This is a genomic window from Anoxybacillus andreesenii, from assembly GCF_030813005.1.
GTDB classification, from domain to species: domain Bacteria; phylum Bacillota; class Bacilli; order Bacillales; family Cytobacillaceae; genus Robertmurraya; species Robertmurraya andreesenii.
This window is the reverse complement of sequence record NZ_JAUSTU010000004.1, coordinates 96,099-110,188: the sequence shown is the minus strand read 5'-3', so window position 1 is coordinate 110,188 and position 14,090 is coordinate 96,099. Positions and strand designations below refer to the sequence as shown.

Annotated in this window: 12 protein-coding genes and 3 pseudogenes; 12 read left to right on the top strand and 3 right to left on the bottom strand. The window is 38.8% G+C overall.

All coding sequences use genetic code 11. The annotated features are described in order from the left end of the window. The first annotated feature begins 93 nt into the window (after window positions 1-93). Both J2S07_RS05620 and J2S07_RS05615 read left to right on the top strand, forming a co-directional pair. The gene (locus tag J2S07_RS05620) at window positions 94-2,145 is read left to right on the top strand and encodes a CocE/NonD family hydrolase (RefSeq protein ID WP_307149428.1); all 2,052 of its coding nucleotides are present in this window, start codon (window positions 94-96) and stop codon (window positions 2,143-2,145) included. Window positions 2,146-2,204: 59 nt separating this feature from the next. Further along, entirely contained in the window at window positions 2,205-2,717 is a 513-nt protein-coding gene (locus tag J2S07_RS05615) for a DUF2179 domain-containing protein (protein ID WP_307149427.1), read from the top strand. Window positions 2,718-2,884: 167 nt separating this feature from the next. Here J2S07_RS05615 and J2S07_RS05610 read toward each other — a convergent pair. After that, window positions 2,885-4,323 (bottom strand): annotated as a pseudogene (locus J2S07_RS05610) (L-lactate permease). 33 nt (window positions 4,324-4,356) lie between these two features. Continuing rightward, window positions 4,357-4,902 carry a hypothetical protein gene (locus tag J2S07_RS05605; RefSeq protein WP_307149426.1) on the bottom strand — a complete coding sequence of 182 codons (546 nt, stop codon included), beginning with the start codon at window positions 4,900-4,902 and terminating at the stop codon, window positions 4,357-4,359. A gap of 279 nt (window positions 4,903-5,181) precedes the next feature. Between J2S07_RS05605 and J2S07_RS05600 the strand changes: the two genes are divergently transcribed. From J2S07_RS05600 to J2S07_RS05585, 4 genes are all read left to right on the top strand, one after another. Further along, on the top strand, window positions 5,182-5,946 hold the full coding sequence (locus tag J2S07_RS05600; protein ID WP_307149425.1) for an ABC transporter ATP-binding protein: 765 nt from the start codon (window positions 5,182-5,184) through the stop codon (window positions 5,944-5,946). Then, on the top strand, window positions 5,936-7,825 hold the full coding sequence (locus J2S07_RS05595) for an FtsX-like permease family protein (RefSeq protein WP_307149424.1): 1,890 nt from the start codon (window positions 5,936-5,938) through the stop codon (window positions 7,823-7,825). The genes J2S07_RS05600 and J2S07_RS05595 overlap by 11 nt, the downstream gene beginning before the upstream one ends. Before the next feature lie 354 nt (window positions 7,826-8,179). Beyond that, a complete protein-coding gene (locus tag J2S07_RS05590; RefSeq protein ID WP_307149423.1) occupies window positions 8,180-8,701 on the top strand; it encodes an AraC family transcriptional regulator in 522 nt (173 codons plus the stop codon). A gap of 159 nt (window positions 8,702-8,860) precedes the next feature. Next, window positions 8,861-9,406, top strand: coding sequence for a DUF1697 domain-containing protein (locus tag J2S07_RS05585; protein WP_307149422.1), 546 nt, complete (start codon window positions 8,861-8,863; stop codon window positions 9,404-9,406). A gap of 357 nt (window positions 9,407-9,763) precedes the next feature. On the opposite strand, the gene J2S07_RS05580 is transcribed toward J2S07_RS05585, so the two are convergent. Next, complete coding sequence (locus J2S07_RS05580) at window positions 9,764-10,846, bottom strand: GIY-YIG nuclease family protein (protein WP_307149421.1); 1,083 nt, start codon at window positions 10,844-10,846, stop codon at window positions 9,764-9,766. Between the two features lie 155 nt (window positions 10,847-11,001). On the opposite strand from J2S07_RS05580, the pseudogene J2S07_RS05575 reads away from it, so the two are divergent. From J2S07_RS05575 to J2S07_RS05550, 6 genes and pseudogenes are all read left to right on the top strand, one after another. Then, window positions 11,002-11,157, top strand: a pseudogene (locus tag J2S07_RS05575) (metallophosphoesterase family protein); the annotation flags it as partial. 55 nt (window positions 11,158-11,212) lie between these two features. Beyond that, a pseudogene (locus J2S07_RS05570) lies at window positions 11,213-12,039 on the top strand (GNAT family N-acetyltransferase). A 38-nt stretch (window positions 12,040-12,077) separates the two neighbouring features. Then, window positions 12,078-12,200 (top strand): hypothetical protein, encoded by a 123-nt coding sequence (locus tag J2S07_RS05565; RefSeq protein WP_307149420.1) that lies wholly within the window; start codon window positions 12,078-12,080, stop codon window positions 12,198-12,200. A gap of 50 nt (window positions 12,201-12,250) precedes the next feature. Further along, window positions 12,251-12,754, top strand: a complete 504-nt coding sequence (locus J2S07_RS05560) for a GNAT family N-acetyltransferase (protein ID WP_307149583.1) — start codon at window positions 12,251-12,253, stop codon at window positions 12,752-12,754. Between the two features lie 100 nt (window positions 12,755-12,854). After that, a complete protein-coding gene (locus tag J2S07_RS05555) occupies window positions 12,855-13,319 on the top strand; it encodes a DinB family protein (RefSeq protein ID WP_307149419.1) in 465 nt (154 codons plus the stop codon). A 114-nt stretch (window positions 13,320-13,433) separates the two neighbouring features. Continuing rightward, on the top strand, window positions 13,434-14,069 hold the full coding sequence (locus J2S07_RS05550; RefSeq protein ID WP_307149418.1) for a pentapeptide repeat-containing protein: 636 nt from the start codon (window positions 13,434-13,436) through the stop codon (window positions 14,067-14,069). Window positions 14,070-14,090 lie beyond the last annotated feature (21 nt).

The window sequence follows — 14,090 nt, the reverse complement described above, 5'->3', positions numbered from 1 at the left end:
TAAAAGTCATGTGATAAGATAATCGCAATTATAAAATAATCATGATTATTTTAACATGAAGAACCAAATCAAAAAAGAGTGGAGGGCTTTATAATGGTTTTTAATGTTCGTGATTCTTTCCTACAAACTAAAACTGATTTTCCTCACAAAATCAGAGAAATTGAACATATTTGGATTCCAATGAAGGATGGTACTCGACTTTCAGCACGAATTTGGATGCCTGAGGATGCAGAGCAACGTCCGCTACCAGCCATTCTAGAATATATTCCTTATCGGAAAAATGATTTCACGGCGCTTAGGGATTCCATTCGCCACCCATATTTTGCTGGTCATGGCTATGCAAGCATACGAGTAGACATGCGAGGTTCAGGTGATTCAGAGGGTATCCTGTATGACGAATACCTTCCACAAGAACAAGACGATGCACTGGAGATCCTTGACTGGGTTAGCGCCCAACCATGGTCGAATGGCTCCGTAGGAATGATTGGAAAGTCATGGGGAGGGTTCAACGGATTACAGGTAGCAGCACGACGACATCCTGCACTCAAAACGATCATCACCCTTTGTTCAACAGATGACCGTTATGCCGATGACGTTCATTATATGGGTGGATGCCTTTTAGGCTCGGATATGCTATGGTGGGCCTCCACGATGCTTGCCTACAATGCAAGGCCCGCAGATCCGAGGGTAGTTGGCGATGAATGGCGTGACAAGTGGCTTGAGCGATTAGAAAAGACTCCTCCTTTCGTAGAGGAATGGATCAGACATCAACGAAGGGATTCCTATTGGAAGCATGGCTCCGTCTATGAAAATTATCCAGATATCGACATTCCTGTCTTTGCGGTTGGTGGCTGGGCGGATGGCTACACCAACGCTATTTTTCGACTACTGGAAGGCCTGCCGGGCCCGAAAAAAGGGTTAGTTGGTCCTTGGGCCCACGAATATCCAGAGGTAGCAGAACCTGGTCCAGCGATTGGATTTTTACAAGAAGCTTTGCGCTGGTGGGATTATTGGCTTAAGGGAGAGGAAACGGGGATTATGGAGGAACCGATGCTTAGGGCTTGGATGCAAGACAGTGTATTGCCAAACTCGAGCTATGATTATCGACCAGGACGATGGGTTGCAGAGAACGAATGGCCATCACCAAATATGAAACCACTTCATCTTTGGTTAAATGGTTCAGAGCTTGCTGAAGAGAAGCCTTCAAATTTTCAAGAAATAACCGTTTCAAGCGTACAACAACATGGGTTATACGCAGGAGTATGGTGTCCTTTTGGGCAGGAGGGGGATTATGCCAGTGATCAACGATTGGAGGATGGCCTAGCGGTAACCTTTACATCTAGACCGCTAGAAACACCTCTTGAAATACTCGGTTTCCCAGAGCTAATGGTAGAATTGTCATCCGATCAGCCGCAAGCACTATTGGCTGCTCGACTTTGTGATGTTGCCCCGGATGGTTCTTCCACCTTGATTAGCTGGGGGATGCTTAATTTGACCCATCGGGACAGCCATGAATTTCCTATCCTGCTAGAGCCGGAAGAACGGTATACCGTCAAGGTTCGTTTGAATGCGAATGGGTATCATCTACCAGTAGGTCACCGTCTCAGGATTGCATTGTCGCCAACTTATTGGCCACATGCATGGCCATCCCCTGAACCTGTTACTTTAAAGGTGTTTACAGGGGAAAATACTCGATTAACAGTACCAGTCCGTACACCTCAAGCTCTAGATTGTGAAATACATGAATTCGAGAAACCAGAGGCAGCAGCTGTGGCTGAAAGAGAAATTTTGAGAGAAGAAAGCCGAACAAGAGAGGTCCGCTATGATTTAACGAAGGGAGTCTGGACTCTTGATGATTATTCGGATGAAGGTGCACGTCGTTTATTAGCAAACGGGATCGAGTATGGCAGCACCAATCGAAATATTTTTACCATTAAAGAAAATGATCCGCTATCAGCCCATGTTCAATGTGAGTGGACCCTAGATATTGGAAGAGGGGACTGGCAGACTCACTTGAAGACTTTTAGTACAATGCATGCGGATCAGTCAAAATTCTATATTACGAACAAGTTATGGGCATATGAGGGGGAGAAACAAATCTTCCAAAAAGAATGGAAATGTGATATTCCACGAGATTTTATCTAGATTTATGCACAAATTAAGGATAGAATGTAGTACATTTTATTATTATTGAGGGAAAGCATATGTCATCTATCATTTTTATAATCATAGCCGTTAACATTTTATATGTTTCATTATTTACTTTGAGAGTCATGGTTGTCATGAAAGGATATCGCCTACTTGCCTCCCTTATTTCCATGGCAGAGGTATTTGTCTATTTGATGGGGTTAACCATTGTCTTAGATAATCTGAATAACCCATTAAATATTGCAGCCTATTGTTTTGGGTGGGGGCTTGGTGTACTAGTCGGGAGTAAAATCGAGTCCATGCTAGCTCTCGGTTACGTGGTCATGGAGGTCATTCTTGAACCAATCGAAAGCAATTTACCAAATGAAATTAGATCTCAAGGCTATGGTGTGACCTCTTGGCTAGCAGAGGGGAAGGATGGAAAACGATTAGTTATGAAAATTTTGGCCAAAAGAAATCGTCAGGAAAAGCTTAAAAAATTTATTCTGTCTATTTCTCCAAAGGCATTTATCATTTCATACGAACCGACTCAATTTAATGGAGGGTTCCTGCTTAAGAATTTGAAATAACGAATGCTAGGCTCTATAGATAATTGGATTCAAAGGTCAATAGGATAAATATTCTTAGTTTTAGCATTTACTGGAAAAAGGTAGCGGTGGTTCAAATTTCTTTTTCTAGAAAATGAAGATATGAAAAAAGAGATTGTCACGCAACGAAGACAATCTCTTTTTTCAATCTATAGAGTATATGCTGGTATCATCCATGGGAATACGTATGCTTGAAGCATGACCAGTATTCCCATTAAGGCAGCTAAGGCGATACTATGCCAGAAAACAGCCCGGAAGATTGGTCCAACAGCGGTTGCTCCCTCAACACGGTCCTCATAACAAGCTGCAGTGGCAACGACTATACTTTGAGCATCAATCATTTTACCCATAACCCCACCCGTAGAGTTGGAAGCGGCAATAAGTACTGGATCTAGCCCAAGCTGTTCGGCCGTAATTCTCTGCATACTTCCAAACAAAGCGTTAGAAGAAGTGTCACTACCCGTTAAAAATACACCTAGCCATCCCAGCATAGCTGCAAAAAACGGATACATGACCCCTGTTTTTGTAAAGGCTAATCCGAGAATCGCATCCAGCCTGAATATCTAGTTGTATAACCTAAGTCTAATACTAAAGCGATTGTAATAAGAGGGGTTTTCATTCTTTGTGCAGTTCTGACAACAGAAAGCTTCCACTCTTCTTTGCTTAACTTGAGGAACAGACCGCTTAGAATAGCAGCAAAGAATATTCCCGTTCCAGCCGCAGATAACCAGTTCAAACTGTAAATAGCTGCCTCAGGAACAGTTTCGGTGACAAGTGGTTCCCCACGGAACACCTTTCCATCTAAGAAAGGTACTGGTATTGCATATAATGACTTAATCCCAAAAATGTTTAATGAGTTCAGAATGTTTTTCCATTGTGGCAATCCCCACATAAAAACAAAAAGGGTTAAGAAGGCCCAAGGCGTCCAAGCTTTAGCAACTTGCCCAGTTGTATATTGTGATTCTTGGTTTTCCAAAGATTTCATTTCCTTTTCTTCACCAGGAAGATAGAATTTTGTCTTTGGTTGCCAAACCTTTAGTAGCAAAATCAAAGCAATTAAGGAAATGATCCCAGCCAAGATATCAACAAGCATTGGCCCAACAAAGTTAGACACAGCAAATTGAGCGATTGCAAAGCTCGCACCGGTCACTAAGATAGCCGGCCAAATTTCCCAAACTTGTTTCCATTTTCCTTTATGCATAAAGACCATCGTGGCAATTAACCAAAATGGAACTAGTATTGAAAAGAAAGGTAATTGTCGTCCAGCCATAGCAGATAATGCCATTTCAGGTAAGCCAGTAACATTTGCTAATGTAATAATAGGTGTTCCCACCGCTCCATACGCAACTGGTGCTGTATTTGCAATCAAACACAGAACAGCTGCTGCCATTGGCCGAAACCCTAGACCAACCATCAAAGCTCCAGCAATGGCTACAGGAGTACCAAATCCAGCTGCCCCTTCAATAAAGGCACCGAAAGAAAAAGCGATGAGAAGCGTTTGAATACGTCGATCCGAAGACAATGAAACTACCGAAGATTTGACTATTTCAAATTGTCCGGTTACTAATGTAATGGTATATAAGAACATAGCAGCTACCGTCTATTTCGAGGAATTTTTCTTTTACTTCGGGCTTTTTCGAAACCATGCGGGACCTTCAATCGTTTCAACTAGATTTTCATATTCGAGAAACTCGCCAATGTTTTTCTGTCTCTCTTCTCGGGTGGAGACAAACTGCTGAAGATTAAATAATTTCACCTCTTTTGCTGAAGCTGTAAACGCTTGATACAGCCATTTTCGTTCTCGATTTCGTAGCTCAATGTCTTCTCCTGAAAGCGGGTAGGTTACACCAAGCATTTCATTGGCGAATCTTTTTTCTTCTTGAAGGAACTGATAGCCATGGAAAAGTTCATGGATGAGAATCGAATAGAGACTAGCGTAGTCCTTATAGTAACTCACATCAACAATAGCCGTTGGGTAATCCTCAAAGAGAATAAGTGTGCTGCCGACAAATTGTTCTGTCCAATTAAGGGATTTATATGGCTTTTCGTTATAGTTTGGATGATGATAGAGCAGCACATTTTTATCATCATATAGAGCGTAGGCAACCGCTTGAAAATTAGGCCAGTATTCTGCAAGTTCTTGTTCGGTCAATTCGATCGTATTCATCTTTTTTCCCCATTTCTCCAAATTCTAGTTTCATCATATCATTTTTTGAAATGGTATAATTGTAAAAAATCAACAATGAAGGGAAAAAGGAAGACGGGGTCTAATGTTGAGAAGTACCCAATGAGGCGGATTGGAGCATGAACGTTCGAGGAAACCTTGCTGAGTAGTACCCAATAGGGCTGATTGGTGTATGAACGATGAAAAAACCTTGTTGACTAGTATCCAATATTACCGAATGGAAAAAGCTAGAATACTTGCTGCAAGAGAGGAGAAATCTGAATGCTGATGTTAGAAGCAAAGAATATTGTCAAAGTATATGGTGAACTGGCTGGTGAAGGAGCGACAACAGCTCTTGGCGGAGTGAGCTTTCAACTGAACAAAGGGGATTTCATCGCGATTATGGGTCCTTCAGGAAGTGGGAAAACCACTTTGCTTAATATTTTGAGTGGGCTTGACAAGCCAACATCAGGGGAAGTAGTTATTGATAGGAACATCATTAGCTCGTTGAATGGGGAGCAGTTAGCTTTATTTCGCCGCAAGCAACTAGGCTTCGTATTCCAAGATTTTAATCTTTTAGACAGCTTGACTGTGAAGGAAAATATTGTTGTCCCTATGGTGTTGGAAAAGAAAAGCGCAACTGAAATGGAAGAAAGGGTCCATGAGCTTGCATCTTTATTTGATATTGAGGAAATTCTCAATAAATATCCCTATCAAATCTCGGGAGGACAGCAACAACGAACGGCTGTCAGTCGTGCACTCGTTAATCATCCTAGCTTGATTTTTGCTGATGAACCGACAGGGAACCTGGATTCTAAATCTTCAACCGTCATTATGGAATGCTTTGAAAAAATTGTCCAGGAGCTATCAGCTACCGTTCTTCTCGTAACCCATGATGTCTTTGCAGCCAGCTATTGTCGTAAAGTCATTTTTATAAAAGATGGTCTTATCCATTCTTCTATTGATAGGAAGGGGAGCAGAAAAGATTTTTTAAATCAAATTATGGATAACCTTGCAATCCTTGGAGGAAGAACCGATGTCTTTTAAGCAAATGATTTGGAAAATGGCGAAGGCCGAATATAATAAATATCTTTTTTATTTTCTCTGCAATAGCTTTGCTGTTATGTTCTTTTTCATGTTTGCGACCGTCTATTTCAATGAGTCCGTCGTTCAGGTTAAGCAGTCCGAATCGATTCAGTATGTGTTAACGATACCCGGGGTTGCCCTTGTAGTATTTACGATTTTTTTCATTCACTATGCTCATCATATTTTTATCAAGAAGAGAAAAAGTGAATTTAGCTTACTTATGACACTTGGGATGTCGAATCGGGATATATCTAAGCTGCTGCTGTTGGAAAATGCTGTGATTGGGTTGTTTTCTCTTATAGCAGGTTTGCTTGCTGGAATGATTTTTTCGAGACTATTCTTCTCGCTATTAATGAATCAGGTTGGAATTGAAGGTGTTTCGTTTCAAATAATAGGGAGTATGTTCTTGTCAGCAACAGCTGCCTTTTTACTCGTATTTCTCATTGTTGTCGGGAAATCTCTCTTTCTCATTCTTACAAGGGACCCGATTGAAAGTATGAAAAGCGAGCAAATTCGGGAGACACTTACCATGAAAAGCCCTCTCTTTGGGGGAATAGGGGTAGCTATTTTAATCGGCTCGATTATAGGGCTTTATTTTACGTATGGAAATCCAGTTATTGGTGGGGATTACCTAATTTTTTGGGCGATTGCCACGTTTTTAGGATTGTATATTAGTCTTTTGCAGTTCACTAGTTTTATAATTGAGCTCGCGAAAAGGAGCAAGCAATTTTACTATCAACATATCCTTTTTTGGACGAATTTGGATACGAAACTTAAGCAGTTAACCTCCATTTTCATGCTCGTGACGGTCATGATTATGGTGACGATTTTGTACAGTACGATCATCCTATTCTCTTATATGTCCGCAGAAAAAGAGGCAATCGCCCAAAATCCTTTTGATATCGCTTTCGTTGAAGTGGACATTTTGGATACTTCTCTTTTAGTGCAAAAGGAAAATCAATTGCAGGAGCATATCAGTATTCCGTTCTATTCTTATTCGCAAAAAGATACTTATTATGATTGGACGAATACATATACTTTTATATCGGTAGATAATTTTAATAAACTAACGTCACGGAAATTGTCGCTTGAAAATGGAGAGTTCCTATCCTTTATAAATGTGGATCCGGAGCATGCTGATGGCTATGAAAAGAACATTTTGTTTCCGATTGAAAGTGAGAGAAGGAATTTTGAGCTGAAGGATACGATTTTTGATAAGAGGATTAATGACGTGCCCAATCTTGGTGAAATGATTATCGTGAACGGGAATGATTATGCTTCATTAAAGGAGCGATCGGATGGGGAGGAAGCAACTTTGCATCTGGTGAATGTGGAAAATTGGAAAGAATCGGGTCCTTTTGTGAAAAAAATTGAGGAACGACTAAAAACTGGGGCTGACGATCAAGATGTGGTTCAAATAGCTTCAAAGATAGAGGATTACGAGCGTCAAAGGAATTCGAATGGGATCTTATTTTATGTAAGTACCTTTTTAAGTGTCTTATTTTTCTTTGGCTCATTCATTCTATTATACTTGCACCTATTTTCTAGTGTGGAACGAGAGAAGGAAAAATATAGCAAGCTGCGACTTATCGGAATTACGGCACTTGAGATGAAGCGAATCATGACCAAAGAAATCGCGACCATATTTTTTATTCCCACTACGATCGGAACAACATTAGCACTACTATATGTTGTTGCAATGGCAAAGGATATTGGGGGAATCACGAAACATCCAGATATCCTCTTGTACTTTTTCATCGTTGCTGGAGTATATTATGTTATCCAAATAGGGTTTTATCTGTTTGCGAAAAGAAAAATGCTGTCTGAAATGATTCGTTAGACATAGTTTTGAGTACTGAAGCGGAATAGACTAAGAGGTAAATGGGGGCATGAACTTGGATAGAAGGATAGTCGGATACATGATAAGTTCTTTTGGTTTAGGGGTATTAATAAGTGCAATCATTTACCCTATGGGTTATTTGGAATCAGTAGTTGTATTTCATACAATGATTTCTATTGGGTCTTTGTTAATTGTTCTCGGATTATTTATCCGTCACAGAGTGCGTTTCTGAACATGAAAATCGTTGTTGTATTAGTGGTTCAGCTTAATTAAAGAAGGGATTATTAAACAATTCATAGAATAAGATAACGAATTAAAAATTTTTTTTGGGATATTTACAATGGAGGTGCAAAAATGTACGAAATAGTAAAAACCTATAAACAAGCAATTCCTGCAATGCGTTTTATTGGTAATAGGTATGGTAATAAAGATAGGGTTAATGGGGGATTTGGGGCAAAATGGGAAGAATGGTTTGCTGCTGAGCGTTTTAATAAACTTGAGTCATTGGTAACAGATGAATTTATGAATATTTACGAAGATTTCAACACAAATGTTGGCTTGATGCGCTGGAAAGAGGGGGAAGAATTTGAATATTGGATAGGGATGTTTCTCCCAGAAGGTACAGTAGTACCAGAGGGGTACGAGTATATTGATTTTTCAGATTCTAATCTAGGTGTTTGTTGGTTACATGGGACAGAACCAGAAATATATGGTAAGGAAGAGCAATGTGCCGAAAAACTTTCGGAAGAAGGTTTTGAAATAGTAACTGATGAAAAAGGGGCCTGGTGGTTCTTTGAACGATATGGTTGCCCTCGTTTTACTAAACCTGATGAAAGTGGAAAAGTAATTTTAGATATATGTCACTTTGTTAAATAGGTGGATTTTTGTGGTAATGAATTAAATAATAAAATGCTATGCAAAGCACTAAAAGATTTGCTTTCATTATGGATGGAACTCATCTAGTGGTGAGGTTGAATTGTTTCGTGGGCAACGGGGACTATCTGAACGATATATTCAGTTGAAGGGAGGTTGTTTATGGTTTATGTCGCGCTTCTTCGGGGGATTAATGTAGGTGGAAAAAACAAAATTGACATGAAGCTACTTAAGCAGTCGTTTGAAAAAGCCGGGATGAATGATGTGATGACTTACATAAATACAGGTAATATTATTTTTTCACATAATAGCCAAAACAAAACGGAACTATCACGTATTTTGGAAGAGGCGATTCATCATGATTCCGGGTACCAAATTAAAGTAGTCATTCTAAGTATCGATGATGTCAGTAGAATCATTCGCGCTATTCCTGAAACATGGAGAAATGACAAAGACATGAAAAGTGATGTCATGTTTCTATGGGATGAGATTGATGATGAATCTGTACTTGAAAAGTTGGTCATCAAACCAGATATCGAGACGGTGAAATATGTCCCGGGTGCGATTCTTTGGTCCGTTAACAAGAAAAATGTAACCAAAAGCGGAATGACAAAGATTATTGGAACCAAAATATACAAACAGGTTACCGTAAGAAATGTCAACACCGCTCGTAAAATTTATGAACTCATGCAAGCACAACGAGTTTAGTTCATAGGGACCAAATTCGTTGTTTCCATGATAAGGAGGAGGTCCTCATACAAGTACTTTTCTGGCCCTTTATGATTCTTTCAGTCGTTTTGGCGATTTATTCGCTTAATTCGAAGAAACCTTTATTTTTAGTGATAGCCTCTGTTTTAATTTTGCCTTTATCATTGTATCTGGCAGCAACGCCACGGTTTGAAATATGGGGACTCATCTTCCCTCTATTTTATGTTGGAGCCGCCTGGTATTTGAAGCAACGAAAAATATGGCTATCTGTAGTACTAGTAATTCCTAATTTTTTATTGATTGGTTGGCTAGGATTTGCAGTATTGACCCAATAGATCTGGACATTATTTAAAGCAGCTAAACTCCCAGTTTCGAGTTTGCTGCTTTTTTTAAAAGGTCCAGTATTTTTTTACTTAGATGTTCTTCCGATTCATCTTCTATATATATACAGTACTCAGCGTTTTGCACATAGCTGTAAATAATTTGTGCCTCGTCTATTTCGTTCTTTTGGATTTCGTTAGAGGAGGTTATGATTTCATGCTTGAGAGGGATCAAGATATCTGCCTTTAACTGTGTACATAAGTTCTTTAAACTGGACATTTTCCATTCGTATTTTTTCCGGAAAAGAACTCTGTCACCTTCCATAAGGAATAATTTGAAAAAGCGATCATCGAGTGGTTCAATGACAAGAAGCTTTTTATTTTCTTTTGCAAATTGGAGCACTTTTTCTTTGTAATGAACTGTATGAAGCGTATCTAAGTAGTCTCTGTACTTGGCAGCTGTCTCAAAATCTAAGCTTTCCGAAGCATCGTTCATTTTTTTCTCCATTTCATCGAATAAACTATCGTCATTCCCGCTTAAAAAGTTGATAATTTGGTTAAGGCTAGAATGATATTTTCTCTTCACCTCTTCCCCGCCCAAACAAATTCCCATGCACAATCCAAGGGAATAATTCAAGCATGCTTTTTGCTGATTTGCTTGCGCAGAGCAGTCGATTTGGAAAAATTCCTTAAGGCCTTGAACGGCTGTTTCGATTCTGTTTCGATTCGGAAAAGGTCCGAAATATTGATGCTCATTGTTTCCGGTGCTGTTGACAATTTTTATACTCGGATATTCTTCTGTGACGTGAACCGAAATATAGCAGTAGACCTGTGGGTTCTTCATCATTCGATTAAAAATTGGTTGTAGTTGTTTAATCAATTGGCACTCAAGCAGCAAGGCTTCAAATTCTGTATCCGTTTTAATAATGTCGAAGCTGCGAATATTTTTAACTAGCTTCTCCACCTTTTTAGAATGCTTGCTAGAGGTCTGGAAATAAGATTGGATGCGACTCTTCAGATTTTTCGATTTTCCAACATAAATAATCGCATCAAAGGAATCCTTCATTAAATAGACCCCAGGGGAAGATGGGAGTTGTCTGGCTTTGTTTTTGAGTGTCATTAAGGTTCCTCCCTTGTGGTTTGATTCCATTTTATCAAGAAATTTAGCGTTGTACACTCCTCACTTACTATAAGAAAAAATAGAAACCTACCTATTTCTACCAATCTTTTTGCTATAATAGAATAAATCATTTAACAGATAGGGTGTGTAACTACATGACAAAAATTGCGATTATTTCGGATATTCATGGAAATAAAACAGCTTTAGAAGCGGTATTTAACGATATTCGTAAAAGAGAAATTGAAAGAATTTTTTGTTTGGGGGATTTAATTGGTAAGGGCCCGCAGAGCTCAGTAAAGATTCTTGTAATAGAATAGGGAGATGGATCAATAGTCATTAATATAGATCTGATATTTGGAGGAGTCAATGATACTAGAATTGCATAATCTTGAGTTTTGGAAGTGTAGAAGCTTATTAAGTGAACAAGGCAATTAGAGGCTAAAGCCGTAGTGGAAGGGATTAATCCTGGAAGAATATTTGTTGATGAGCCTGTTTCACCTAGCACAGGAATGATTTGGCTTGGGAATAATGACGGATTCATATTTTTTGGAAATGAGGAAAATGAGAAGTTCAATAGTGAAATAAACCAGTTCATTGATGAAGTTATCATCCCAGAGGCACAAAAAGTAAATTTGAAATGGTTTGAAGGACTGGGTAACCATGAGAAATGGAACAAGACGATTGAAGGTGTATTTGAAGAAAGAAAGCTGGGGAGTTGGAATCAAAGGGTTTACACATTACAGGTAGCGGATTATCAAGGGAACCGTGAGCCGATGCTTGAAAAGGGCTATGAAATTGTGAAAATCACGGGCAATCTACTTATGAATCATAACTCTATTAGGAATTTTGAATTTTTGCAGTCCAAAATATTGGAATTCTGGTCTTCACCTGAGGAATTTTTAGACGTGGGAATTGGATATTGTGTTCTCTACAAAAATGAAATTGTTTGCATCTGTTTTTCAGGCTTTGTTGTGGAGAATGTGCATTGTATTGATATCGAAACTGTCGAAGCTCATCGGGGCAAGAATTTAGCTCGAAAAATCACGCACAGTTTTGTAAAAGAATGTTTAGCGAATAATATGGTCCCCTATTGGGATTGTATGGAAATGAACAAAGCTTCCATTGCTGTAGCTGAGAATGTAGGATTCAGAAATGTATTCAATTATGTGGGGTATGAATTTTTGCTTGGTTAATTAAAGGATTTGAACAATAACCTCTAGGGGAGATGAGTTTGAGTAGGATTCAATTTGTACGTAATGAAGAAAAAAAGTATCATGATTTCTGCTATGAGAACTATCAGTTCTTTGAAAAAATGGGACGTTATTCAAAACATCGTGAAGCCCTTAGAATTTGAAATTATCAGGGATCAGAAAGCTGTTCTTATGAGGACAAATGCGATCACCTATGTTGTCAAAAAAAGATAGAGTCGTTTACAAAAGGGGAGTATTGCTAGTGAATGAGGAAATAAAAATTAGAAATGCGAACAAAGAAGACATTCCACAGCTGTTAAATTTGATGCATTTGTATATTGTCGATTTTTATAAACGGCCGGAGCCCGATAAAGAATCACTCCAAGCATTGATTGCCGACTTAATAGATAATCAAACACTAGGGCTTCAGTTTGTTGCTGTGAAAGCTGGTGAACTATTAGGATTTGCTACCCTCTATTTTTCGATGAGCACTTTACAGGTAAAAAAGACAGCCATTTTGAATGATCTTTTTGTATTGGATTCGGCTAGAGGACAACAATTAGGGGAGCAATTATTTCAAGCCTGTCTATTTTATATCAGAGAAAATGACTTTGCCTATATGACCTGGGAAACGGCAAAGGATAATGTCATTGCTCAATCTCTATACAAGAAGATGGGTGGGCAATTGTCTGAATGGTTGACTTATGAAATGAAGTAAAGAGGATTACCGTGAAGTGGGTTTGGGGAAATTTTTGCGTGAAAAATGAAGGATTTATAGGGCTTTAACGAAGTATATTCTTGTTATAGAGGTGGTTCCTATGTTACATTTTTTTGAATATAACTGGCAGGTACGTGATGAATGGCTAGACTGGTGTCATCAGCTACCTGTAGAAGAACTAGTGAAGGAGCGGACAGGTGGAGTAGGGAGTATTTTGTATACTCTTTTTCATATTATTGACATCGAATATAGTTGGATTCGAGGGATTCAGGACAAGGAAGATATTATGGTCGACTTTGAGAATTATGCTACACTTGAGAAAGTGACGGCTCTTTCGAATCAATTCCGAACAGAAATTAAAGAATTTCTGTATAAAGACCTGGCTAGTTTTGAGGATAAAATCGTAACGGTTCCTTGGGATGAACAACCGTACATGAAGTCTGAAATCCTCCGCCATATCATTGCCCACGAAATTCATCATATTGGTCAATTGTCCGTTTGGGCAAGGGAACTCGATATCCAACCTGTTTCGGCTAATTTTGTTGGGAGAAAAATATTGGTTTGAGCAACGATTGTGTCAGGCTTTCCTGAAGAGGGAGGAAGTGTTATCGAAGATTTTGAGGGGAATTTGATTGAGCTAACATTATAAAAAAATAAGACTTGATTGAGGAAAATGCTTATGAAGATGGATGCACCAAGGATTTCTAGAGAATTGCCACGAAAAGGATTCAAAGAGATATTTTATGAAGAGGATTTTTCCCTTGAAACCTGTGAAGTAGTGGATTCGGTTTTTGATAATGAAGTGATCGATAAGCTTCGATTATATGATGTAGTGTTAAAAGATTGTAGCTTTGTCCATACTGATTTCGGTCAAGTTGATCTGACAGATGTGATTTTTGATGGCTGTAATTTATCCAATACGGTGCTAAGAAAATCCTCTATCCACCGAGTTGTTTTTCGAAATTGTAAATTGGTCGGTGTCGACTTTTCGGAGTCTTATTTTGGAAATGTGGGTATCGAGGATTCTGTGTTAAATTTAGCGGCATTTGGTGAGTCAAAGCTAGAAAAAGTTATCTTTAAGAATACTGCATTAAAAGGTACCGATTTTTTTAACTGTAAATTGAAAAATGTCGAATTTCAAGAATGTTTATTGGATGGAGCGAACTTTAGTGAAACTTCTTTAAAGGGGATTGACATAAGAACCTCAACATTCGATGAGCTCTTGGTCGACTTGAAGGATTTAAGAGGATGCAAGGTATCAAGCTATCAGGCGATTCAGTTTGCCAGTTTGATGGGATTAGTTATTAAGGATTGAAATAGATGGCTTTTTTTAGGG

Bases quoted from the DNA above. Each gene is read 5' to 3' on its own strand.
- J2S07_RS05620 (WP_307149428.1), top strand. From the start codon at position 94: ATGGTTTTTAATGTTCGTGATTCTTTCCTACAAACTAAAACTGATTTT.
- J2S07_RS05615 (WP_307149427.1), top strand. From the start codon at position 2,205: ATGTCATCTATCATTTTTATAATCATAGCCGTTAACATTTTATATGTT.
- J2S07_RS05605 (WP_307149426.1), bottom strand. From the start codon at position 4,902: ATGAATACGATCGAATTGACCGAACAAGAACTTGCAGAATACTGGCCT.
- J2S07_RS05600 (WP_307149425.1), top strand. From the start codon at position 5,182: ATGCTGATGTTAGAAGCAAAGAATATTGTCAAAGTATATGGTGAACTG.
- J2S07_RS05595 (WP_307149424.1), top strand. From the start codon at position 5,936: ATGTCTTTTAAGCAAATGATTTGGAAAATGGCGAAGGCCGAATATAAT.
- J2S07_RS05590 (WP_307149423.1), top strand. From the start codon at position 8,180: ATGTACGAAATAGTAAAAACCTATAAACAAGCAATTCCTGCAATGCGT.
- J2S07_RS05585 (WP_307149422.1), top strand. From the start codon at position 8,861: ATGGTTTATGTCGCGCTTCTTCGGGGGATTAATGTAGGTGGAAAAAAC.
- J2S07_RS05580 (WP_307149421.1), bottom strand. From the start codon at position 10,846: ATGACACTCAAAAACAAAGCCAGACAACTCCCATCTTCCCCTGGGGTC.
- J2S07_RS05560 (WP_307149583.1), top strand. From the start codon at position 12,251: ATGTTGTCAAAAAAAGATAGAGTCGTTTACAAAAGGGGAGTATTGCTA.
- J2S07_RS05555 (WP_307149419.1), top strand. From the start codon at position 12,855: ATGTTACATTTTTTTGAATATAACTGGCAGGTACGTGATGAATGGCTA.
- J2S07_RS05550 (WP_307149418.1), top strand. From the start codon at position 13,434: ATGAAGATGGATGCACCAAGGATTTCTAGAGAATTGCCACGAAAAGGA.